At 71.8% G+C, this 22075-nt stretch carries 24 protein-coding genes; 8 read left to right on the top strand and 16 right to left on the bottom strand.

The genetic code is table 11. The features are described from left to right. Nucleotides 1–6: 6 nt before the first annotated feature. Nucleotides 7–867, bottom strand: coding sequence for a carbon-nitrogen hydrolase family protein (locus tag HNR22_RS09650; RefSeq protein WP_343059762.1), 861 nt, complete (start codon nucleotides 865–867; stop codon nucleotides 7–9). Nucleotides 868–944: 77 nt separating this feature from the next. On the opposite strand from HNR22_RS09650, the gene HNR22_RS09655 reads away from it, so the two are divergent. The 6 genes from HNR22_RS09655 (at nucleotide 945) to mug (ending at nucleotide 5611) form a co-directional block, all read left to right on the top strand. After that, a complete protein-coding gene (locus HNR22_RS09655) occupies nucleotides 945–1517 on the top strand; it encodes a TetR/AcrR family transcriptional regulator (protein WP_088949222.1) in 573 nt (190 codons plus the stop codon). Nucleotides 1518–1598: 81 nt separating this feature from the next. Next, nucleotides 1599–2522, top strand: a complete 924-nt coding sequence (locus tag HNR22_RS09660) for a TIGR04222 domain-containing membrane protein (RefSeq protein WP_179780077.1) — start codon at nucleotides 1599–1601, stop codon at nucleotides 2520–2522. After that, nucleotides 2519–3337: an MbnB/TglH/ChrH family RiPP precursor modification enzyme gene (locus HNR22_RS09665; protein ID WP_179780078.1), complete on the top strand. Its 819-nt coding sequence runs from the start codon at nucleotides 2519–2521 to the stop codon at nucleotides 3335–3337. Before HNR22_RS09660 ends, HNR22_RS09665 begins: the two co-directional genes overlap by 4 nt. Continuing rightward, nucleotides 3334–3879 carry an SCO6045 C-terminal-like domain-containing protein gene (locus HNR22_RS09670; protein WP_179780079.1) on the top strand — a complete coding sequence of 182 codons (546 nt, stop codon included), beginning with the start codon at nucleotides 3334–3336 and terminating at the stop codon, nucleotides 3877–3879. Before HNR22_RS09665 ends, HNR22_RS09670 begins: the two co-directional genes overlap by 4 nt. After that, on the top strand, nucleotides 3870–4631 hold the full coding sequence (locus HNR22_RS09675) for an SDR family oxidoreductase (protein WP_179780080.1): 762 nt from the start codon (nucleotides 3870–3872) through the stop codon (nucleotides 4629–4631). The genes HNR22_RS09670 and HNR22_RS09675 overlap by 10 nt, the downstream gene beginning before the upstream one ends. 386 nt (nucleotides 4632–5017) lie before the next feature. After that, entirely contained in the window at nucleotides 5018–5611 is a 594-nt protein-coding gene (gene mug, locus HNR22_RS09680; RefSeq protein WP_218907519.1) for a G/U mismatch-specific DNA glycosylase, read from the top strand. Nucleotides 5612–5723: 112 nt separating this feature from the next. Here the strand turns inward: mug and HNR22_RS09685 are convergent, their stop codons facing one another. From HNR22_RS09685 to HNR22_RS09695, 3 genes are all read right to left on the bottom strand, one after another. Then, the gene (locus HNR22_RS09685; RefSeq protein ID WP_179783484.1) at nucleotides 5724–7700 is read right to left on the bottom strand and encodes an ABC transporter ATP-binding protein; all 1977 of its coding nucleotides are present in this window, start codon (nucleotides 7698–7700) and stop codon (nucleotides 5724–5726) included. Between the two features lie 115 nt (nucleotides 7701–7815). Next, nucleotides 7816–8583 carry an enoyl-CoA hydratase-related protein gene (locus HNR22_RS09690; RefSeq protein WP_179780081.1) on the bottom strand — a complete coding sequence of 256 codons (768 nt, stop codon included), beginning with the start codon at nucleotides 8581–8583 and terminating at the stop codon, nucleotides 7816–7818. Between the two features lie 46 nt (nucleotides 8584–8629). Then, entirely contained in the window at nucleotides 8630–8857 is a 228-nt protein-coding gene (locus HNR22_RS09695) for a helix-turn-helix domain-containing protein (RefSeq protein WP_007462679.1), read from the bottom strand. Nucleotides 8858–9073: 216 nt separating this feature from the next. On the opposite strand from HNR22_RS09695, the gene HNR22_RS09700 reads away from it, so the two are divergent. Beyond that, nucleotides 9074–9673, top strand: a complete 600-nt coding sequence (locus HNR22_RS09700) for a cadmium resistance transporter (RefSeq protein WP_343059763.1) — start codon at nucleotides 9074–9076, stop codon at nucleotides 9671–9673. Nucleotides 9674–9727: 54 nt separating this feature from the next. Here the strand turns inward: HNR22_RS09700 and HNR22_RS09705 are convergent, their stop codons facing one another. Beyond that, nucleotides 9728–11332 carry an ABC-F family ATP-binding cassette domain-containing protein gene (locus tag HNR22_RS09705; protein ID WP_179780082.1) on the bottom strand — a complete coding sequence of 535 codons (1605 nt, stop codon included), beginning with the start codon at nucleotides 11330–11332 and terminating at the stop codon, nucleotides 9728–9730. 263 nt (nucleotides 11333–11595) lie between these two features. Between HNR22_RS09705 and ypfJ the strand changes: the two genes are divergently transcribed. Next, complete coding sequence (gene ypfJ, locus HNR22_RS09710) at nucleotides 11596–12516, top strand: KPN_02809 family neutral zinc metallopeptidase (protein WP_179780083.1); 921 nt, start codon at nucleotides 11596–11598, stop codon at nucleotides 12514–12516. A gap of 234 nt (nucleotides 12517–12750) precedes the next feature. Here the strand turns inward: ypfJ and HNR22_RS09715 are convergent, their stop codons facing one another. From HNR22_RS09715 to HNR22_RS09765, 11 genes are all read right to left on the bottom strand, one after another. Continuing rightward, nucleotides 12751–13110, bottom strand: a complete 360-nt coding sequence (locus tag HNR22_RS09715; protein ID WP_179780084.1) for a YybH family protein — start codon at nucleotides 13108–13110, stop codon at nucleotides 12751–12753. A gap of 131 nt (nucleotides 13111–13241) precedes the next feature. Then, the gene (locus tag HNR22_RS09720) at nucleotides 13242–13895 is read right to left on the bottom strand and encodes an acVLRF1 family peptidyl-tRNA hydrolase (RefSeq protein WP_179780085.1); all 654 of its coding nucleotides are present in this window, start codon (nucleotides 13893–13895) and stop codon (nucleotides 13242–13244) included. A gap of 50 nt (nucleotides 13896–13945) precedes the next feature. After that, nucleotides 13946–14578, bottom strand: a complete 633-nt coding sequence (locus tag HNR22_RS09725) for a LysE family transporter (protein ID WP_179780086.1) — start codon at nucleotides 14576–14578, stop codon at nucleotides 13946–13948. Between the two features lie 531 nt (nucleotides 14579–15109). Then, nucleotides 15110–15565, bottom strand: coding sequence for a metal-sulfur cluster assembly factor (locus HNR22_RS09730; RefSeq protein ID WP_088949232.1), 456 nt, complete (start codon nucleotides 15563–15565; stop codon nucleotides 15110–15112). Nucleotides 15566–15641: 76 nt separating this feature from the next. Continuing rightward, nucleotides 15642–16115: a Fe-S cluster assembly sulfur transfer protein SufU gene (gene sufU / locus HNR22_RS09735; protein ID WP_088949233.1), complete on the bottom strand. Its 474-nt coding sequence runs from the start codon at nucleotides 16113–16115 to the stop codon at nucleotides 15642–15644. Beyond that, nucleotides 16115–17419: a cysteine desulfurase gene (locus tag HNR22_RS09740; RefSeq protein ID WP_179780087.1), complete on the bottom strand. Its 1305-nt coding sequence runs from the start codon at nucleotides 17417–17419 to the stop codon at nucleotides 16115–16117. Before HNR22_RS09740 ends, sufU begins: the two co-directional genes overlap by 1 nt. A 20-nt stretch (nucleotides 17420–17439) precedes the next feature. Next, nucleotides 17440–18213: a Fe-S cluster assembly ATPase SufC gene (gene sufC, locus HNR22_RS09745; protein WP_030337317.1), complete on the bottom strand. Its 774-nt coding sequence runs from the start codon at nucleotides 18211–18213 to the stop codon at nucleotides 17440–17442. Then, nucleotides 18213–18539 (bottom strand): non-heme iron oxygenase ferredoxin subunit, encoded by a 327-nt coding sequence (locus HNR22_RS09750; protein ID WP_099855780.1) that lies wholly within the window; start codon nucleotides 18537–18539, stop codon nucleotides 18213–18215. The genes sufC and HNR22_RS09750 overlap by 1 nt, the downstream gene beginning before the upstream one ends. Beyond that, on the bottom strand, nucleotides 18539–19687 hold the full coding sequence (gene sufD / locus HNR22_RS09755; protein WP_179780088.1) for a Fe-S cluster assembly protein SufD: 1149 nt from the start codon (nucleotides 19685–19687) through the stop codon (nucleotides 18539–18541). Before sufD ends, HNR22_RS09750 begins: the two co-directional genes overlap by 1 nt. Nucleotides 19688–19778: 91 nt before the next feature. Next, entirely contained in the window at nucleotides 19779–21209 is a 1431-nt protein-coding gene (gene sufB, locus HNR22_RS09760) for a Fe-S cluster assembly protein SufB (RefSeq protein ID WP_179780089.1), read from the bottom strand. After that, nucleotides 21206–22006: a helix-turn-helix transcriptional regulator gene (locus HNR22_RS09765; protein ID WP_425488045.1), complete on the bottom strand. Its 801-nt coding sequence runs from the start codon at nucleotides 22004–22006 to the stop codon at nucleotides 21206–21208. Before HNR22_RS09765 ends, sufB begins: the two co-directional genes overlap by 4 nt. Nucleotides 22007–22075: the final 69 nt, after the last annotated feature.

A 22075-nucleotide genomic window follows, 5' to 3' on the forward strand; every position in this document is an offset into this window, starting at 1 on the left:
ACGGGTTCAGCCGGACATCGACACCCGGGTGCCGCCCTGGTTCGGCAGCCGATCGGCGAGCATCGAATGGGCCGCCCGGGTGGCCGCCAGCGCGGCGGGATCCAGGGTCGCCACGAGCACCTCCGTGCCGTCGTCGGCGCCCCGGGCCAGCACCCGTCCCTGCGGGTCGTAGATCGCCGCGCCGCCGTTGAACCGCCACGGGTCGACGCCGCCGACCGCGTTGGCGAAGACCACGAACATCGTGTTGTCCAGGGCTCGCGCGGCGTAGTAGAGGTCCCGGCGGTGCTCGGAGCCGGCCAGGTATCCGCTGGGGCACAGGTAGCCGTGTGCGCCGTCGAGGGCGGCGGCCCGGCCGTGTTCCGGGAAACAGCCGTCGTAGCAGATGCCCAGCCCGAGCCGCCAGTCGTCGACGAGCAGCGTGGCGCCCCGATCGCCGGCGCTGAACAGCTCGCGTTCGTCGCCCCAGAGCTGCTGCTTGTCGTACCCGACCCGCACCGCGCCGGTCCGGTCGACCACCAGCGCGGCAATGGTCCGCCGGCCGTCCGGGTGTCGGGCGGCGGCGCCGACCAGCGCGGTGACACCGGCCCTGCGCGCCGCGGCACGCAGCGGGTCGAGCCGGGGATCCGCGACCTCACCCGCCGGGTCGGCCGCGACGTCCGTGCCGACCGGGTCGGCAGCGAGGCTCGGCGGGTGGTACGCGCAGAGGAACAGCTCCGGCAGGACGGCCACCCGGGCGCCCTGGTCACCGGCTCGGCGGACCAGGTCGGCGGCGGTGACCGCGTTGCCGGCGACGTCACCCGGCGTCGGGGTGGCCTGAACGGTGGCCACGGTCAGCGGGGCGGTGGGCACGGTGTGCGGCGGGGTCACCAGGCGAGGGTAGTCGGCGATATCCCAAGCCGTACGTACGGTTTGCATGCCCTGGGTTGACCTGCAACGATCGACGCGTGCCCAGAGTAAGCCAGGACCAGCTCGACGCGCGTCGGCGGGAGATCCTCGCCGCTGCCCGGGCGTGTTTCGCCCGGCTCGGCTACGAGGGGGCGACCGTACGCCGCCTCGAGGAGGCCACCGGCCTGTCCCGCGGCGCCATCTTCCACCACTTCCGGGACAAGGACTCGCTCTTCCTGGCCGTCGCCGAGGACGACGCCGCGGCCATGGTCGAGACGGTGGCCCGCAACGGTCTGGTGCAGGTGATGCGCGACCTGCTCGCCCGCGCCGTCTCACCGGACACCACCGGCTGGCTGGGCAGCCAACTGGAGGTCTCCCGCCGCCTGCGCACCGACCCGGCGTTCGCCCGTCGCTGGGCCGAGCGGTCCGCCGCGATCGCCGAGGCGACCCGGGACCGGCTGGCCCGCCAGCGCGACGCCGGGGTGCTGCGCGAAGACGTCCCCATCGACGTGCTGGCCCAGTTCCTGGAGCTGGCCTACGACGGTCTGGTGCTGCACCTGGCCATGGGCCGACCGGCAGGCGACCTGGGCCCGGTGCTCGATCTGGTCGAGGAGGCGGTCCGCCGCCACTGACCGCCCGTACGCCCGACTGCCGACCGTGGCGAGGCTGCTCCACAATGGGGCCGCGCATCCCTCCGGTGACAGGAGCAGTCGATGAACGTCCACGCCGCGTCCGGCGACACCTGGGGCATCTCCGGCCCGACCTTCCTCCGGTACTACCTGGTGGCAGCCGCTCTGGTGGTGGCCGTCGCGGTGTACCACCGGGTCCGTCTGGCGACCGCGTCGAACGCTGCCATGACCGCCGATCCACTCGGGCCGCAGCAGGTCGCGTACCTCAACGGTGGACCCCGACTCGCCGTACACGCGGCACTCGGCGGGTTGCGCGGCAGCGGCGCGATCGGCGTGCGTCCGGACCGTCGACTGACCACCATCGGGGCCGCGCCGACCGGGCTCACCCCTCTGGACCAGGCCATCCACTGGGCCGCGCATCAGCACGCCCGGGTCGGGGACCTGCCGCAGGACGAGCGCGTACGTGTCGCGCTGCACCAGATCCGCAACGGCCTGGAGCAGCGGGGCCTGCTGACCGACGACGCGCAACGCACGCGTGCCCGCTTCTGGACCACGATCCTGATCGCCCTGCTGGGCCTCGGCGTGCTCCGGTTGGTCTCCGGTCTGTTCAGCGGACGCCCGGTCGGTTACCTGCTGCTGACCCTTGTCGCGCTCCTGATCGTCACGCTGGTGCTGCGCCGGGCGCCCGTGCTCACCCGGGCCGGTCGGTCCACGCTGCGCGGTGTACGCCGTGAGCACACCCACCTCGCTCCGGCCTCCGCGCCGTCCTACGCCACCTACGGAGCTGCCGGCGCGGCGATGGGCGTGGCCCTGTACGGCACCGCCTCGCTCTGGGCGCTCGACCCCGGCTTCGCCGAGCAGGCCGAGATCCAGCGCCAGGCCGCCGCCGGCAGCGGCTGGACGGGGGGCTCCGACGGATCCTCGGGTGGGGGCGACAGCTCCGGCTCGGACGGCGGCAGCTCCTGCGGCGGTGGCGGCTGCGGCGGTGGCGGGGGGTGCGGCGGATGACCGGCCCGTCCGGCGTCGGCATCGGCTGGCGTCCGGAGATCGCCGGCTTCGTGGCCGAACTGCCCGGCCTGCGCTTCGTCGAGGTGGTGGCCGAGGGGGTGCCCTCGTCCGGGCCGCTCCCGCCGGGTCTTGCGCAGCTGCGCGAGCGCGGCGTGACTGTCGTACCCCATGGGGTGCGGCTCTCCCTCGGCGGCGCCGAGCCGGTCGATCCGGCCCGGGTCGCCCACCTGGCCGCCGTGGCACAGCAGGTCGATGCCCCGCTGGTCAGCGAGCACATCGCGTTCGTCCGAGCCGGCGGCCTGGAGGCCGGGCACCTGCTCCCGCTGCCGCGCAGCCGGGAGGCGGTCGACGCGGTCTGCGCCAACGTGGCGCGGGCGCAGGCCGACCTGCCGGTGCCGATCGCGCTGGAACCGATCGCCGCGTTGGTCGACTGGCCCGACGACGAGCTGGACGAGGCGGACTTCCTCACCGAGATCCTCGACCGGACCGGCGCACTGTTGCTGCTGGACGTGGCGAACGTGCACGCCAACGCCCGCAACCGGGGCACCGACCCGCTCGCGTTGCTGGACCGTCTGCCGCTGGAGCGGGTCGCGTACGTCCACGTGGCCGGCGGCGCCGAGCACGGCGGTTTCTACCACGACACCCACACCGATCCGGTGCCAGCGGCGGTGCTGGAGCTGGTCGGCGCGCTCTGCGCCCGACAGCGACCGCCGGCGCTGCTGCTGGAACGGGACGGCCACTACCCGCCGGCAGCCGAGCTGCGCGCCGAACTGGACGCCCTGGCCGCCGCCGCGGGCTTCCCGGCCGTGACATGACCGAGCCACGCGACGACAGCGGCAGGCGGTCGCCCGGCGATGTCGGCGGGCTCGCCGAGCGACAGGCGGCACTGGTCGCGACGCTGGTCGCCGGAGGGCCACCGCCGCCGGGGTTCGCGCCGACCCAACTGGCCGCCACCCGGGCGGCCCTGATACGCAAACGTGCCGGCGAGGTGGCCCGACACTGGCCACTGCTCGCCGCCGGCCTCGGCGCCGGCTGGTCGACGACCTTCGCCGGCTGGGCGGCCGGACGACCCACCGCCGGGTCGTTGCGCGATGGTTGGGACCTGGCCCGTGCGATGCGCGAACAGGGTGCGCTGCCCCCGGCCGCCGCCGAGGAGCTGGCCGTCCGCGAGGCGCGCCTGCGCTACGACGGGCTCGGGGCGCCACGTCCGCGCCGGCTGCCGGCCGTGGGCCGCGCCGGCGGCGCCGTGGCGGTGCAGATCGCCGGCCGGGTACGTCTGCTGCGCCCCGCCTCGCGTCCACCCGCAGGTGGTGGCGACGGTGTGCCGGATGCGGCAGGATCGACCTTATGGATCTAGGCCTGACCGACCACGTGTACGTCCTCACCGGTGCCTCTCGCGGCCTGGGCTTCGCGACCGCGCAGTGCCTGGTCGCCGACGGGGCACGGGTGGTCCTCTCGGCACGGGACCCGGACGCCGTGGCCGCCGCCGCGCAGCAGCTCGGCGGTCCCGAGCATGCCGTCGGGCTGACCGCCGACCTGGCCGACCCGGAGACCCCGGAGCAGCTCGTCGCCGCCGCCCGGGAGCACTTCGGCCGGCTCGACGGCGCGCTGATCTCGGTCGGCGGGCCACCGGCGGGCAACGCCGCCGCGATCAGCGACGAGCAGTGGCGGCTCTCCTTCGAGACCGTCTTCCTGGGCACCATCCGCGCGGTGCGCACGGTCGCCGCCGCGCTGCCCGAGGGCGGTGCGATCGGGCTGGTGCTCTCCACCTCGGCCCGAGGCCCGGTGCCCGGCCTCGGCATCTCCAACGGTCTGCGGCCCGGCCTGGTCGGCGCAGCGAAGGACATCGCCGACGACTACGGCCCGCGTGGGGTACGCGTGGTCGGGCTGCTGCCGGGCCGGATCCTGACCGACCGCAACCGGGAGCTCTTCGCCGCGACAGGCGACCCGGAACGCGCCCGCACCGAGGCGGAGGCCGCCATCCCGCTGCGTCGCCTCGGCGACCCTGCCGAGTTCGGCCGGGTGGCCGCGTTCGTGCTCTCCCCCGCCGCGAGCTACCTCACCGGGATCACCCTCCCGGTCGACGGCGGCGCGCTGCGCGGGCTGTGACCCCCGACGGGGGCCGACCTGGCCGTGCCGTGACGCCGCCCGAGCGGGCTCAGCCCGACTACCCGGCCGTTGACCGACTCGGCCTTCAGGAAACCGTGCGGTCGACGCGACCAGGACACCCCGACTTCCAGGAACCCGAGTCGATCAACGCGCGGCACACCGGTCGGCCGGAACCCGGGCACCGGGCCGACCGTCACCCGACGGCGACGCCCGAGACGGCCGGGCCGACCCAGGCGGAACTGGCGGCGCCCGAGACGGCCCGACCGACCCAGGCGGAGCTGGCGACGCCCGGGACGGCCCGACCGACCCAGGCGGAACTGGCGGCGCCCGGGACGGCCCGACCGACCCGGGCAGAGCTGGCGGCGGCCGGGACGGCCCGGGCAGAGCTGGCAGCGGCCCGTCCGACCCGGGCAGAACTGGCAGCGGCCCGTCCGACCCGGGCAGAACTGGCGGCGGCCGCTGACCGGACCATCCCCGACGTCCTCGCGCCGGGGTTGGCGGTGCTCTTCGTCGGCATCAACCCCGGCCTCTGGTCGGCCGCCACCGGCTGGCACTTCGCCAGACCCGGCAACCGGTTCTGGCCCGCGCTGCACCGGGGCGGGTTCACCCCCCGGCTGCTGCACCCCAGCGAACAGGACGAGCTGCCCGCACTCGGGCTCGGCATCACCAACATGGCCGCCCGGGCCAGCGCCCGCGCGGACGAACTGAGCAGCGAGGAACTCCTCGACGGCGCCGCGATCCTGACCGACAAGGTGGGCCGCTACCAGCCCCGCTGGGTGGCGGTGGTGGGGGTGACCGCGTACCGGATCGGTTTTCAGCGGCCGAAAGCCACCTTCGGGCCGCAGCCGGAGTCACTGGCCGGCGCCCGGCTGTGGGTGCTGCCCAACCCGAGCGGCCTGAACGCGCACTTCACCCCGGTCACGCTGGGTCTGGCGTTCGCCGAGCTGCGCGTGGCGACCGGCCTGCCGGAACGGCGCTGATCGACTCGGCTTTCAGGAAGTCGGGCTGTCGACGCGACCAGGACACCCCGACTTCCAGGAACCGGAGTCGATCAGCGCGCGCCGCGACCCCCGATCCGGTGCCGGCGGGACGTCAGTTGGCCGCGGCGGGCGGCAGCACCTCGTCGGCGCGGTAGGTGCCCAGCGGCATGACCACCGGCTCGGGGCCGGTCGCGTCGACGAACGGGGTGGGCGAGTCGGCGACCGCGAACTGGGTGCGGTACAGCTCGGCGTAGAGCCCGCCGACCGCTACCAACTCGTCGTGCCGCCCCCGCTCGACGATCCGGCCGCCGTCGAGGACCAGGATCTGGTCGGCGTCGCGCACGGTGGAGAGCCGGTGTGCGATCACCAGGGCGGTCCGCCCGGTCAACGCCACCGACAACGCCCGTTGCACCGCCGCCTCGCTCTCCGAGTCCAGGTGGGCGGTCGCCTCGTCGAGGATCACGATCGACGGCGCCTTGAGCAGCAACCGGGCAATCGCGATGCGCTGCTTCTCGCCGCCGGAGAACCGGTAGCCGCGTTCCCCGACGGTGGTGTCCAGCCCGTCGGGCAGCGCCCGGACCAGGTCGGCCACCTGCGCGCCGGCCAGCGCGGCCCAGATCTCGTCGTCGGTGGCGTCGGGCTTGGCGTAGCGAAGGTTCTCGGCGATCGTCTCGTGGAACAGGTGCGAATCCTGGGTGACGACACCGATCTCGTCCCGCAGGGAGGCGAGCGTCGCGTCGCGCACGTCCACCCCACCGACCAGCACCTGGCCGTCGGTGACGTCGTAGATCCGGGAGATCAGCATCGACAGGGTCGACTTGCCGGCGCCGGACGGGCCGACCAGCGCGACCATCTGCCCCGGCTCCACGCTGAACGAGACGCCCTTGAGCACCGGCTCGTTGACCGTCCGGTCCAGAGTGGCGACCTCCTCCAGCGAGGCGAGCGAGACCTCGGCGGCGCTCGGGTAGCGGAACCGCACGTCGCGGAAGTCGACCCGGCCGGTGCCCCGGGGCACCGGCACCGCGTCGGGCTTCTCCACGATGCCCGGCTTGAGGTCGAGCACCTCGAAGACCCGGTCGAAGGAGACCAGGGCGCTCATCACGTCGACCCGGACGTTGGACAGTGCGGTGAGCGGGCCGTACAGGCGGGTGAGCAGCAACGCGAGCGTGACGACAGTGCCCGCGCTGACGCCGCCGGTCACCGCCAGCCAGCCACCGAGACCGTAGGTGAGCGCCTGCGCCAGCGAGGCGACCAGCAGCATCGCCACGAAGAACGTGCGGGAGTACATCGCGGACTGGATGCCGATGTCGCGGACCCGCTCGGCCCGGCCGGCGAACCGGCCGGCCTCGATCTCGGGCTGACCGAAGAGCTTCACCAGCAGCGCGCCGGCCACCCCGAACCGCTCCGTCATGGTCGCGTTCATCTTGGCGTCGAGGTTGTACGCCTCGCGGGTGATGTCGGCCAGCCGCCGACCGACCCGGCGGGCCGGAATGATGAAGATGGGCAGCAGCACCAGTGAGAGCGCGGTGATCTGCCAGGAGAGGGTGAACATCACCGCTGCGGTGAGCACCAGCTGGATGACGTTGCTGACCACACCGGACAGGGTGGAGGTGAACGCCCGCTGGGCACCCAGCACGTCGTTGTTGAGCCTGCTGACCAGGGCACCGGTCTGGGTACGGGTGAAGAACTGCAACGGCATCCGCTGCACGTGGTCATAGACCCGGGTGCGGAGGTTGAAGATGATGCCCTCGCCGATGCGCGCCGAATACCACCGCTGGGCCAGGGAGAGCAGCGCGTCGGCGACCGCCAGCGCGGCGATGAACAGGGCCAGCCGCACCACGAGCCGGCCGGCCTCGGTGCCGCCCCGGTTGATCGCGTTGATCACGTCACCGGCGAGCACCGGGGTGGCGACGCCGATGATGGCGGCCAACACCACGGTGGCCAGGAAGACGATGATGTCGCGCCGGTAGGGCTGGGCGAAGGCGACGATGCGCCGGGCCACCCCGCGCTTCAGTCGGTGGGTGGAAACCTCGTCCCGGTTGCGCATCGACCGGAGCATGCTCCACCCGGCCATGCCACCTCCGGACATCGGGTTGGACATCGCTCACCTCCGGGTCGTCGGGCAGACCGCGCCGTCAGGTCAATTCTCCCGACGACTGTGACAACCTCGGTCGTAACCCGGATCTTCCCGCGCGGTCCTTACCCTATTCTCCCCGGCCGGCCAGGTCGCGCAGCCGACGGGTCTGCGCCTCGCGCTCGGCGCGCTGCTGGTCGGCGTGCGACCGCCCGGCCGCACCGGCGAGCAACGCCTTGATCTCCACCACCGCGTCGCGGGCCCCGGACAGCAGGCCAGCGGTCAGGTCCTGGACCGCGCCGTCCAGCTCGGCTGGTGACACCACCAGAGTGGCCAGCCCGATCCGGTCCGCCTCGGTGGCGTCCAACCGGCGGCCGGTGGCGCAGATCTCCAGCGCCCGCGAGTAACCGACCAGCTCGACGAGCCGTTTCGTGCCGGCCAGGTCGGGCACCAGGCCGAGGGTCACCTCGGCCATCGACAGTTTCGCGTCGGCGGCGAGGACACGCAGGTCACAGGCGAGGGCGAGTTGGAAGCCCGCACCGATCGCGTGACCCTGCACGGCCGCCACGGAGATGACGTCCGGCCGGTGCAGCCAGGTGAAGCCGCCCTGGAACTCCGCGATGCGCTCGGCGCACTCCTGCTCGGGCAGCGTGGCCAGCTCCGCGAACGAGCCCGGGCCGGACGCGCCAGCCACCGCGAGGTCGAGGCCGGCGGAGAACGCACGCCCCTCGCCCCGGACCACCACCACCCGCACGTCGCCGGGCAGGTCGCGGGAGAAGTCGCTCATCGCCCGCCACATGGCCGGCGTCTGAGCATTGAGCACGTCGGGCCGGCACAACGTCACCGTGGCGACCGGCCCGTCGCAAGTCAGCCGGACCCCGGTCGCCTCGGCGGTCACCAGGCGGCCCGGGGCGCGGCGCTGCTGGACGACGCTGAGTGGCGGGTCACGCCTTCTTGCGGCGCCGGGCACCACCGCGCTGACGCAGCTGCACCCCGGACTCGGTGAGCACTCGGTGGATGAACCCGTAGGAACGGCCGGTCGAGGCCGCCAACGCGCGGATGCTCTCCCCCGAGGTGTACCGCTTTACCAGGTCCTTGGCGAGCGTCTGACGCTCGGCTCCGACGATCCGGCGACCCTTCTCAGTGCTGGTGGCTGTGCCAGTGGCTGCCATGCTGTGTCCTCACGTCCCAGACTGTGCGGTTCGGATACGGTCCCACCTATTAGACCGCCTCGGACGATCATGCGCCAGATATCAACTCTTCGCCAACCGACACGCTATGCAATGTCAGCTTCCCGATAGAGTGATCCTGGCGATCGGCCCCCGCGCTGCCTCCGGGCGTACCACCGCGGCACGGTGACGCCTGCCGACAACCCGTAGCCTTCGCTCGTGATCGACCTGTTGAGCACCGCGGCCGGAGCGGCCGTGGTCTTCGCCGCGACCGACATCGACGACATCGTCATCCTGACCCTGTTCTTCGTCGCGGCGCGCACCACCGGTCGACCCCGCCCTTGGCAGATTGTCGCTGGTCAATACCTCGGAATCGGTGCGCTCGCGCTGGCCAGCGCGGTGGTCGCGGCGGGGCTGCTGGTCGTACCGGATCCGTGGACGGGGCTGCTCGGCCTGCTGCCGATCGCGCTGGGCGTACGCGCGCTGCGCGCCTCCGACGACGACGTGACCCCCGCGGTCGTCACCGGAACGCTCGGTGTGGCCGGGGTGACGATCGCGAACGGCGCCGACAACGTGGCCGTCTACGTACCCGTCTTCCGGGCCCTCGGCGCGGCCGACAGCGCGGTGTTCCTCCTGGTCTTCGTGCTGCTCATCGCGCTGTGGTGTGCCGGCGGCGCCTGGCTGGGCGGGCATCCCCGGGTGGTCCGGCTGGTCGAACGCGCCGGCCACTGGCTGGTGCCGACCATCTTCATCGGCATCGGCGTGCTGATCCTGGTCAGCTCCGGTGTGCTCGGCAGGCTGGTCGACCTGCCCGGCTGAGGACGGCCCGGTCGGCCGCCCCCAGGACGCGACGGCCGAGCCAGGCCGAGCCGGTCAGGCCAGCTCGACCAGCTCGAGCAGGTCGTCGCTCCAGGCGTCCTCGTCACCGTCGGGCAGCAGGATCGCGCGGTCCGGCTTGAGCGCGAGCACCGCGCCCGGGTCGTGGGTGACCAGGACGATCGCGCCCGGGTAGTTGGCGATCGCGTCGAGCACCTGCTCCCGGCTGACCGGGTCGAGGTTGTTCGTCGGCTCGTCGAGCAGCAGCACGTTGGCGCCGGAACAGACCAGGGTGGACAGCGCCAGCCGCGTCTTCTCGCCACCGGACAGCACCCCGGCCGGCTTGTTCACGTCGTCACCGGAGAAGAGGAACGCGCCGAGGATCTTGCGCAGGTCGGTGTCGGACTGCTCGACGGCGGCGGCGCGCATGTTCTCCAGGACCGTCCGCTCCACGTCCAGCGTCTCGTGCTCCTGGGCGTAGTAGCCCAGGCGCAGGCCGTGACCCGCGTGCACCTCGCCGGTGTCCGGGCTGAGCAGACCGCCGAGCATCCGCAGCAGGGTCGTCTTGCCGGCGCCGTTGAGCCCCAGGATGGCCACCCGGGAGCCGCGGTCGACCGCGACGTTGACGTCGGTGAAGATCTCCAGCGAGCCGTACGACTTGGACAGGCCGGTCGCGGTGAGCGGGGTCTTGCCGCACGGCGCGGGGCTGGGGAAGCGCACCTTGGCCACCCGGTCGGAGACCCGCACCTCCTCCAGGCCGGAGATCAGCTTCTCGGCACGGCGGGCCATGTTCTGCGCGGCCACGGTCTTGGTGGCCTTCGCCCGCATCTTGTCGGCCTGCGCCATCAACGCGCCGGCCTTCTTCTCCGCGTTGGCCCGCTCCCGGCGTCGGCGCCGCTCGTCGGTCTCGCGTGCCTCCAGGTACGCCTTCCAGCCCAGGTTGTACACGTCGATGACCGACCGGGTGGCGTCGAGGAACCAGACCTTGTTGACCACCGACTCCAGCAGGGCGCCGTCGTGGGAGATCACGATCAGGCCGCCCTTGTGGTTGGCGAGGAAGCCGCGCAGCCAGGTGATCGAGTCGGCGTCGAGGTGGTTGGTCGGCTCGTCGAGCAGCAGGATGCCGCCGCCGTTCTCGCCCGCGTCGCGGAACAGGATCCGGGCCAGCTCGATGCGGCGGCGCTGACCACCGGAGAGGGTGCCGATGGTCTGCGCGAGAGCCCGGTCCGGCAGGCCGAGGTTGGCGCAGATCCGGGCGGCTTCGGCCTCCGCCGCGTACCCGCCCAGGGCGGCGAACTGGTCCTCCAGCGCGCCGTAGCGACGGACCAACTTGTCGCTGGCGTCCTCGGCGAGGCGGGCCTCGACCTCCTGCATCTGCGACATCAGGACGTCCAGGCCGCGTGCGGAGAGCACCCGGTCGCGGCCGGTCACGTCCAGGTCGCCGGTGCGCGGGTCCTGCGGGAGGTAGCCGATGGCGCTGCGCTGGTCGATCTGGCCGCCGTACGGCTGGCCCTCCCCGGCGAGCACCTTCAGCGTGGTGGTCTTGCCGGCGCCGTTGCGACCGACCAGGCCGATCCGGTCACCGGGCTGTACGCGCAGCGTGGTGTCGGACAGCAGGATCCGGGAACCGGCACGCAGTTCCAGGCCGGTGGCAGTGATCATGTTTTCGGGCTCGCTCTCGGGGTCTGGAAGGCTGACTCGGGGCACGCGAAACGGCCGGCGGGCTCAAGGGGCCCGACGGCGCGGGGCGGTTCAGCCTTCGCAGCGCAGCACCCGACAAGTGTACCGGGCGTCGCTGGGCGGCCCGCCCGGATTACCGATCAAGATCATCGGGTACCGGAAGCGCTGTCCGGACCCCGTCCGGCATTCAGAGGACAGAACGACATTCAGACGACATTCACCGGCATACGGCGATCGGGGTCAGTATGGAACTCAACGAGCGGGCCGAGCTCGACACCTCCCAGGTCAACGACCGGGGGCGGGGCGGTGGAGGGGGCGGAGGCCTCGGCATTCCACTTCCCGGCGGCGGTGGCCGCGGCGGGCTGATCGGCATCGTGGTGGCTGTGCTGGTCGCACTGCTCGGCGGTGGGTTCGGCCTGAACGCGATGACCAACGGCGAGGAGGGCGGGCAGGCCGGCGGCACCGACCTGGAGCAGCTGTGCTCGCGCGACAACCCCCAGCGCTTCGACGACCTGCGCTGCCGCAACCTGGCCTACGTCAACAGCATCCAGGGCTACTGGCAGGAGGCGTACCCGGAACTGGGCAACGGGAAGTACGAGCCGACCGACACCAACTACTTCCAGGCCGCCGTGAACACCGGCTGCGGTCAGGCCGACTCGGGCGTCGGCCCGTTCTACTGCCCCGCCGACCGGCAGGTCTACATCGACCTGAGCTTCTACGAGGAGCTGTCCTCCCGGTTCGGCGCCAAGGGCGAGTTCGCCCAGCCCTACGTGCTCGCCCACGAGTACGGCCACCACGTCCAGAACCTGCTCGGCACCAACGAGAAGGCCGGCCGGGGCGACCAGAGCGGCCCCCGCTCCGCCTCGGTGCGGCTGGAGTTGCAGGCCGACTGCTACGCCGGCGCCTGGGCCAAGCACGCCACCGAGACCAAGGACAAGACCGGCCAGGAACCGCTGTTCAAGTCGATCACCCCGGGCGACATCACTGAGGCGCTGAAGGCCGCCGAGGCGATCGGCGACGACAGCATCCAGGAACGCTCCGGCGGGCAGGTCAACCCGGACTCGTTCACCCACGGCACTTCGCAGCAGCGGCAGCGCTGGTTCCAGCAGGGCCACGACAGCGGCGACCCGAAGACCTGCGACACCTTCGGCACCGACCAGCTCTGAAACTGGCCCCCGCCCTCGCCCCCGCCCTCGCCCCCGTCCCCGTCGATCATGGAGTCGTGGTGCCCGGTATGGGCAGACAAGCAACCTTCGCCCACCACCACAACTCCATGATCGACGCGGGCGGGGGCGGGGCGGGGCGCGGGGGCGGGGCGCGGGGGCGGGGCGCGGGGGCGGGGCGCGGGGGCGGGGCGCGGGGGCGGGGCAGGCGCGGGAGCGCGGTACGGGAAGCCCGGGTTAGTTCAGCCTGGAGACCTGGTAGTGGCTGATGAGCCAGTCTTCGTCAGTCCGGCTTAGCAGCACGCCGAGGTGGACCGTCAGCGCCGGACGGTCGGCGAAGTCGAACTCGACCTCGAGGTAGCCGAGGACCAGGTCATCGGCGAGACGCCGGGTCTCCCGGATCTCATAGGCGGCGGTCAGGCCGAGCGGCTGGGCGGCGTAGTACGCGGCAACCCCGGCACGGCCGACGGTGTACGGGTGCAGCCCCTGGAAGATCGCGTCTTCGGTGAAGTACGACGCGACCCGGTCCGGTTCGTGGGCGTCGACCGCCGACTTCCACCGGTCGAGGACGGTACGCAGGATCTGCGCGTCGGACATGATGATCTCCCTGGAGTGTCGCGGCCACGGGTTACCGGGGCGATGCGCCCATCCTCGGACCGTCAGCACGGCAGCACGCCAGGAACGCCGGTTTCTCTCCGCCGAGCGCCGAGGTAAGCCGAGCGCAGACGTCAGTCGGGTGCCGGGTCGCGCAACCGGATCCGCACCGCACGAGCGGCCGCCACCGCGGCGACGAGCACCGCGTGCCGAGGCTCCGGTACGTCGAGCAGCCGCTCGGCCCGCAGCGGCACGAGCGGGGCCAACCGCCGATCGGCCAGCACAGTGTCCACCGCTTTCCGGTCACCGCCGCAGACCACGGCCGTCAGCGCCGCCGCCTCCGGCAACAGCAGGCGTACGGCCAGGTCCGCCGCATCGCCCAGCGCCGCCTTGGCCTGGTTGTCGCGCCGCCGGGCGAACCGGTGCTGGGACCATCCCCCAGCGGCGGTGCGCCCCTGCACATAACGGGTGTCCACCTTGGAGACGACAAGGTCGGCGCCCTGGGCCACGCCGACGGCCACCGCGCCCTTGCGGGCCAGCAGCAGGCCGATCCGGCGGGGCGTCACGGCGGCGGCCACGAACCCGGGGACGTCGCCGCCGACCGGTGCGCCGGGTGGGGCGTACAGCTCGGCGGTGGCCCCGTCCGCGGCGGTGAGCAGCAGGCCGTACTCCCGCTTGGTGGTGGTGTGCGGGCCGTGCCGGTCGGCGAAGCCCTCGACCCAGCGCCCGACGCGGGCCGGGTCGACCTCCACCCACCGGCCTCCCCCGGCTGCGGGTCGACTGGTCACCGCCCGACCGTACGGCACGACAGCGCAGATTGGGCGGTCGGGCGCGGCGCTCAGCCCGGCAGCAGCGCGGCCACCGCCAGCGCGGCGATCAGCGCGCTGGAGACCAGGCCGGTGACCAGCCGGCCACGCGGCCCGGTCAGCGCCCGGCCGACCATCGTGCCGCCGCCGGCGATGAGCAGCTGCCAGCTCGCCGACGCCAGGAACACACCGGCCGCGAAGAGCGCCGCCGCGCCCGGACCCGCGTCGGCGGTGTCCCGCCGACCGAGCACCAGCGCGGTGAAGTAGAGCACCGTCATCGGGTTCAGCAAGGTCAACGCGAGCAGCGCCGCGTAGGCCCGCCCCGGCGTGCTCAGGCCCCGCCCGACGGGTGCCGTCGGCGTTTGCCGCGACCGGTGGGTTGACCAGGTCCGCCACAGGCCGTGCGCGGCGAGACCGAGCAGGACGGCGGCGGCGACCACCCGCAGCGGCCCGGCGACCGGCGCGATGATCCCGGCCAGGCTGGCACCCCCGAGCGCGGCGGCCGCCGCGTAGAGCCCGTCGGCCGTCGCCACCGCGAGCGCCGCAGCCGCACCGACCCGAAACGAGGTACGCGCACTCAGGCCCAGGATCAGGATCGCGATCGCGCCGACGGGGATGGCGACGCCGTAGCCGGCCACCAGACCGGCCAGGAACGCCCCGCTCACGGACGTCGGTGTCGGGTCGAGGCTCGTCCCCGGACCGGCCGCTGTCGACGCACGGCGGTGGCCGCACGGACAGGGACCTGCATCGGGTACGCCTCAATCACACGCGCATCCTGCGCGCCGAACCCACGCCCGCGCCACCGGATTTCCCGTGCCCCTCCGCCCTGCCGCCCCACGCCTCCGTGCCCCCGCGCCGTGCACCCCGCACCCCGCACCCCGCACCCCGCACCCCGCGACCCCGCGACCCCGCGACCCCGCGACCCCGCGACCAAGATTCGCGCAACTTCGGGGATGTTGCTGCCTCCGGGACGCGGGAGGCAGCAACATCGCTGATGTTGCGCGGATCTTCGACCTGGCGTGGGCCCGAGAGATCGTGCTCGATCCTGGTTTTAGTGGCCTCACCGCGTGCCGACACCACTACAACCGGGATGTTGCGCGATCTTGCCGGGTGGAACGGCGCGGCAGGGGTGGAACGCGTCGAGCGCGACGCCCCTGGGGCATCGCGCTCGACGGGCAGAGCCGACCGGAGTCGGCTCAGACGTTGAAGCCGAGGGAACGGAGCTGGTCCCGACCCTCGTCAGTGATCTTGTCCGGGCCCCACGGCGGGAGCCACACCCAGTTGATCCGGATGTCGTTGACCAGGCCGCCGCCCGGGCCGGTCGTCAGCGCCTGCCGGGTCTGGTCCTCGATCACGTCGGTCAACGGGCAGGCCGCCGAGGTGAGCGTCATGTCCAGGGTGGCGACGTTCTCGTCGTCGACGTGCACGCCGTACACCAGGCCCAGGTCGACGACGTTGATCCCGAGTTCCGGGTCGACGACGTCCTTCATGGCCTCTTCGATGTCGGCGATCATGGCCTTGCTGACGCCGGCCGTCGGTGCGTCGCCGGCCTCCGGCGTCGCGGTGGCGTCGGTCGTCACGGAGTCGACCTGCGACGCCGCGACGGCGTCACCGGCCTCCGGCGTCGCTTCGGTAGCCGTGTTCTCGCTCATGCCGTCCCTCCGCTTCGCTCCGTGACGCCGAGAGGCGCCACGGTGCTGCAACAATGATTGGCTCGCTGACGCTCGGTCACGCCTTCACCTCCGGGCTCGCGCCCACACCCGCGCGTGCCGCGGCGTCCTTGAACGCCATCCACGGCAGCAGTGCGCACTTGACCCGGGCGGGGTAACGGGCCACACCCGCGAAGGCCACCCCGTCACCCAGCACGTCCTCGTCCGGCGTGACCTGACCACGTCCGGACATCAACTCCACGAACGCCTCGTGCACCTCGAATGCTTCCCGGGCACCCCGACCGCGCAGCAACTCGTGCAGGACGCTCGCCGAGGCCTGGCTGATCGAGCAGCCCATGCCGTCGTACGAGATGTCGTGCAACACCGTGCCGTCGGTGGCCACCCGGACGGTGACCTCGTCGCCGCAGGTCGGGTTGACGTGGTGCGCCTCCTCGACCCGGTCGCCCGAGTCTTCGGCGTCGCGCAGACCACGCCCGTGTGGGCGCTTGTAGTGGTCCAGGATGATCTCCTGGTAGAGCTGGTCGAGCTGCATCAGTCGAACACCTTCCGCACCTGCTCCAGACCGGCCACCAGAGCGTCGATCTCCTCGGTGGTGGTGTAGAGGTAGAACGAGGCCCGGGTCATGGCCGGGACACCGAACCGGCTGCACACCGGCTTGGCACAGTGGTGACCCACCCGCACCTGCACGCCGAGCGAGTCGAGCACCTGACCCACGTCGTGCGGGTGTACGTCGCCGAGCGCGAACGAGATGGTGCCGCCCCGGCCCACGGGCACGGTCGGACCGAAGATCCGCAGGTCCGGCACCGAGCCGAAGGCGTCCAGCGCGTACGCCGTCAGCTCCTTCTCGTGCCACTGGATGGCCCGCATGCCGACGCCGGTCAGGTAGTCGACGGCAGCGCCGAGCGCGACCGCCTCGGCGATCGGCGGGGTGCCGGCCTCGAACCGGGCCGGCGGGGCGGCGAACGTCGAGCGGGCCATGGTGACCGTCTCGATCATCGAGCCGCCGCCGAAGACCGGTGGCATGGCCGCGAGCAGCTCACCCCGGCCCCAGAGCACCCCGATGCCGGTCGGGCCGCACATCTTGTGGCCGGTGAACACGATGTAGTCGGCGTCCAGGTCGACCACGTCGATGGGCAGGTGCGGCACCGACTGCGAGCAGTCCAGCAACAGCAGCGCGCCCACCTCGCGGACCCGCGCGGTGATGCGGGAGGTCGCGTTGAGCGTGCCGAGGATGTTCGACACGTGCACCAACGAGACGATCTTCGTCCGTTCGGTGACCAGGTCCTCCAGGCCCGACTCGTCCAGTCGGCCCTGGTCGGTGACGGGGAACCAGCGCAGGGTCGCGCCGGTCCGTTCGCAGAGCAGCTGCCACGGGACGATGTTCGAGTGGTGCTCCATCTCGGAGATCACCACCTCGTCGCCCGGGCCCAGGCGGAACCGCGGGTCCGCGTCCGGACGCAGCGAGGCGTTCGAAAAGGCGTACGCCACGATGTTGATCGCCTCGGTGGAGTTCTTGGTGAACACCACCTCGTCGACGCTGGGCGCGTTGATGAACGCGGCGACCTTCGCACGCGCCCCCTCGTACGCCTCGGTGGCCTCGGTACCCAGGGAGTGCACCGACCGCGAGACGTTGGCGTTGTGCCGCGCGTAGTGCTCGTCGAGAACGTCGAGCACCTGGCGGGGTTTGTGCGAGGTGTTGGCGCTGTCGAGGTAAACCAGCGGGTGCCCGTTGACCTCCCGATCCAGGATCGGGAAGTCGGCGCGTACCCGGGCCACGTCGAAACGCGGCACGTCGTCGTACTGCGGCATCCCCTCAGGGATCGCGATGCTGGTCATCTCGGCAGCGCCTCTCCCGCTCAGGCCTTGGCCGTGCCGGCCCCGGCGGCGTACCGCTCGTAGCCCTCGGCCTCGAGCTTGTCGGCCAGCTCCGGGCCGCCCTGCTCCACGATCCGGCCGGCGATGAACACGTGCACGAAGTCCGGCTTGATGTAGCGCAGGATCCGCGTGTAGTGGGTGATCAGCAGCACGCCGGTGTCGCCGGTGTCGCGGACCCGGTTGACGCCCCCGCTGACCACGCGCAGCGCGTCCACGTCGAGGCCCGAGTCGGTCTCGTCGAGGATGGCGATCTTCGGCTTGAGCAGCTCCAGCTGGACGATCTCGTGCCGCTTCTTCTCACCACCGGAGAAGCCCTCGTTGACGTTGCGCTGGGCAAACGCCGGGTCCATCTGCAGGCGCTCCATCGCGCCGCGCAGCTCGCCACCCCACGTACGCAGCTTCGGCGCCTCGCCGTCGATGGCGGTCTTCGCGGTGCGCAGGAAGTTGGCCACCGAGACGCCGGGCACCTCGACCGGGTACTGCATGGCCAGGAAGAGGCCGGCGCGGGCCCGCTCGTCGACCGTCATGGCGAGCACGTCCTCGCCGTCGAGGGTCACCGTGCCGCCGGTGATCTCGTACTTGGGGTGACCGGCGATCGAGTACGCCAGGGTGGACTTGCCGGAGCCGTTCGGGCCCATGATCGCGTGGGTCTCGCCGGACTTCACGGTCAGGTCGACGCCGGCCAGGATCGGCTTGAGCTCACCCTCGGGCAGCTTGACCGACACCTTCAGGTCGCGGATCTCCAGGGTGCTCATTATCGGGTCACTCCATTACTCGGCGTCAGGCTGAGGTAGATGTCGCCGTCGCGGACTTCGACGGGGTAGACGGGGACGGGTTCGGTGGCGGGTAGCCCGGTCGGCTCACCGGTGCGCAGGTCGAAACGGGAGCCGTGCAACCAGCACTCCAGCGTGCAGCCGTCGACCTCACCCTCGGAGAGGGCGACGGCGGCGTGCGAGCACTCGTCGTACACGGCGTAGAAGTTGCCGTCCTCGCCGTGCACCAGGGCGATCGACGTACCGTCGACGTCCGCGCTGATGGCGGTGCCCTTCGGTACGTCCTCGGTGGAGCAGATTCGGATCATCAGGCGCCCGCCTTGGCCAGCCGGGCCTCGATCGCGTCGCCCAGGCGCTCACGCAGGGACTCCACCGGGATCTTGTTGATCAGCTCGGCGAAGAAGCCGCGGACCACCAGGCGGCGGGCCTCGCTCTCCGGGATACCCCGGGCCATCAGGTAGAAGAGCTGCTCGTCGTCGAAGCGGCCGGTCGCGCTGGCGTGGCCGGCGCCGGCGATCTCGCCGGTCTCGATCTCCAAATTGGGTACGGAGTCCGCCCGAGCGCCGTCGGTGAGCAGCAGGTTCCGGTTGATCTCGTACGTGTCGGTGCCGGTCGCCTCGGCGCGGATCAGCACGTCGCCCACCCAGACGGTGTGCGCGTCCTCGCCCTGCAGGGCGCCCCGGTAGCCGACGTAGCTGCGGCAGTCCGGCACGGAGTGGTCGACCAGCTGCCGGTGCTCCAGGTGCTGACCGGAGTCGGCGAAGTAGACGCCGTACAGCTCGGCTTCGCCACCCCGACCGGTGTATTCCACGCTGGTGAACTGCCGGACCAGGTCACCACCGAGGGAGACCTGGATGTGCACGACCCGGGCGTCGCGGCCCAGCTTCACCTGGATGTGCTGCGCCTGGACCGCGTCGGAGGCCCAGTCGGCGATCGTGACCAGGGTCAGCTTCGCGCCGTCGGCGACGAACACCTCGACGTTGTCGGCCAGCGTGGCCGAGCCCTCCTGGGAGAACACGACAGTGGCCTCCGCGAACCGACCCACCTGGACCTGGGTCCGGGCGAAGGCCAGCTCCTCGGGGTACGCGCCCAGCAACCGGACGATCACCGCGTCGGACACCACCGCGTCGGCCGCCACCTCGACCAGCGCGACCCGCGCGGCACCGCCGTGCGCCAGCGCGCTGATCCGGTCGGTTGGCACCGGCGCGGACGCGACGCTGGCGTCACTCGGCTCGACGAGCCGCACCGACACCCCGGCCGGCAGGTCCGGGTGCTCGATGGTGACGCCCCGGCCGGTGGCGGCGGAGGTGTCCGCCGTGGCCAGGCCGCGGAGGCGCTTGAGCGGGGTGAAACGCCACTCCTCCTCCAGGCCGGTGAGGGCCGGGAAGTCGGCGACGTCGTACGAGCGCAGCGCCTGCGACTTGGTGCTGGGTGGCGCGGAAGCCTGGGTAGTCATTTCTTCCTTGGTCTGTCTGTTCCGTGACGACGAGGTGGGGTCCTGGTGTGGCGGGCCGAGGTTCCCGGCCCGCCACGCGGGAGCGGCGGCGTCAGCCGACCGCGCCCTCCATCTGAAGCTCGATCAGACGGTTGAGCTCCAGGGCGTACTCCATCGGAAGCTCCTTGGCGATCGGCTCGATGAAGCCACGCACGATCATGGCCATCGCCTCGTCCTCGCTCAGGCCCCGGCTCATCAGGTAGAAGAGCTGGTCGTCGCTGATCTTGGACACGGTCGCCTCGTGACCCATCGACACGTCGTCCTCACGGATGTCGACGTACGGGTAGGTGTCCGAGCGGGAGATGGTGTCGACCAGCAGCGCGTCGCACTTGACCGTGCTCCGGCTGTGGTGCGAGCCCTCCAGCACCTGCACCAGACCCCGGTACGAGGTGCGGCCGCCGCCCCGGGCGATCGACTTGGAGATGATGGTCGAGGAGGTGTGCGGCGCGGCGTGCACCATCTTGGCGCCAGCGTCCTGGTGCTGACCCTCGCCGGCCATCGCCACCGAGAGCACCTCGCCTTTGGCGTGCTCGCCGGTCATGTAGACCGCCGGGTACTTCATCGTCACCTTGGAGCCGATGTTGCCGTCGACCCACTCCATGGTCGCGCCCTCGTGGCAGACGGCGCGCTTGGTGACCAGGTTGTAGACGTTGTTCGACCAGTTCTGGATGGTCGTGTAACGGCAGCGCGCGTTCTTCTTGACGATGATCTCCACGACAGCGCTGTGCAGCGAGTCGGAGGAGTAGAGCGGCGCGGTGCAGCCCTCGACGTAGTGCACGTACGCACCCTCGTCGACGATGATCAGCGTCCGCTCGAACTGGCCCATGTTCTCCGTGTTGATCCGGAAGTAGGCCTGCAGCGGGATCTCCACGTGCACACCCTTCGGCACGTAGATGAACGAGCCACCGGACCACACGGAGGTGTTCAGGGCGGCGAACTTGTTGTCGCCGACCGGGATCACCGTGCCGAAGTACTCCTTGAAGACGTCCTCGTGCTCGCGCAGCGCCGTGTCGGTGTCCAGGAAGAGAACTCCCTGCTCCTCAAGGTCCTCACGGATCTTGTGGTAGACGACCTCGGACTCGTACTGCGCCGCGACACCCGCGACCAGCCGCTGCTTCTCCGCCTCCGGGATGCCCAGCCGGTCGTAGGTGTTCTTGATGTCCTCCGGCAGGTCCTCCCAGCTGGTGGCCTGCTTCTCGGTGGACCGCACGAAGTACTTGATGTTGTCGAAGTCGATGCCGCTGAGGTCCGCGCCCCAGGCCGGCATCGGCTTGCGGCCGAACAGCCGCAGGCCCTTCAGCCGCAGGTCGAGCATCCACGCCGGCTCGTTCTTCTTGGCCGAGATGTCCCGCACCACCGCCTCGTTGATGCCGCGCTGGGCGACCGCCCCGGCGGCGTCCGGGTCGGACCAGCCGTACTCGTACCGACCCAGGGCCGCGAGCTGCTCTTCCTGGGTCAGGGGCTGGACGATCTGCTCGGTCATCTATCTGTCCTCACAGTGGTGACGGGATTACCGGATTGAACACGGCCCGGCTGGGTCGGAATGTGCGTGGTGCACACCCCGTCGCCGTGCGCGATGGTGGCCAGGCGCTGCACGTGGGTGCCGACCAGACGGGAGATCACCGCGGTCTCGGCCTCGCACAGCTGGGGAAACTCGGCGGCCACGTGCGCCACCGGGCAGTGGTGCTGGCAGAGCTGACCGCCGGAGGCGATCGTGGTCGCATTGGCAGCGTAACCCTCAGCGGTGAGCGCCGCGGCGAGTGCCTCGGCACGCGCGAGAGGGTCCTCGCCGGCGTCCTCCATGGCCGCTAAACAGCGGGATTCCAGGGCCGACACCTGCTCGGTGGCGAACGCCTCGACCGCGTCCGAACCGCCACTGCGGGCGATCCAGCGCAACGCGGCGGTGGCCATGTTGTCGTAGTGGTGTGTGCCACAGCGCACCCGGGCGGCCTCGGTCAGCATGAACACCTTGGCCGGACGCCCTCGCCCGCGGCTGCCCTGCACGGTCTGCTCGCGGGCATAGACGTCACCGTCGGCGAGCATCGCGTCCAGGTGCCGCCGGATCGCCGCCGGGCTGAGCCCGAGGGCCGCGCCAAGCTGAGCGGCGGTGGTCGCACCCCGCTCCAGCAGCAACTGGGTGACCCGGTCCCGGGTGGAGATCTCGGTCGCCGCACTGCCGCCGAGGGCGGTGGAGGTGGTCGTGACGAGCGCGGACGCGGACACGCCGACGGCCGGAACAGCCGTCGGCTGGTGCCCGGAGAGCGCCGCCACGTTTTTCACAACGCCAACGTTACGTAATTACCCGGAGGGTCGCAAACCCGGGCCCCGGTGATCCGAACCACCGGTCCG

The sequence above is a fragment of the Micromonospora jinlongensis genome (assembly GCF_013410645.1).
Classification (GTDB): Bacteria; Actinomycetota; Actinomycetes; order Mycobacteriales; family Micromonosporaceae; genus Micromonospora; species Micromonospora zamorensis.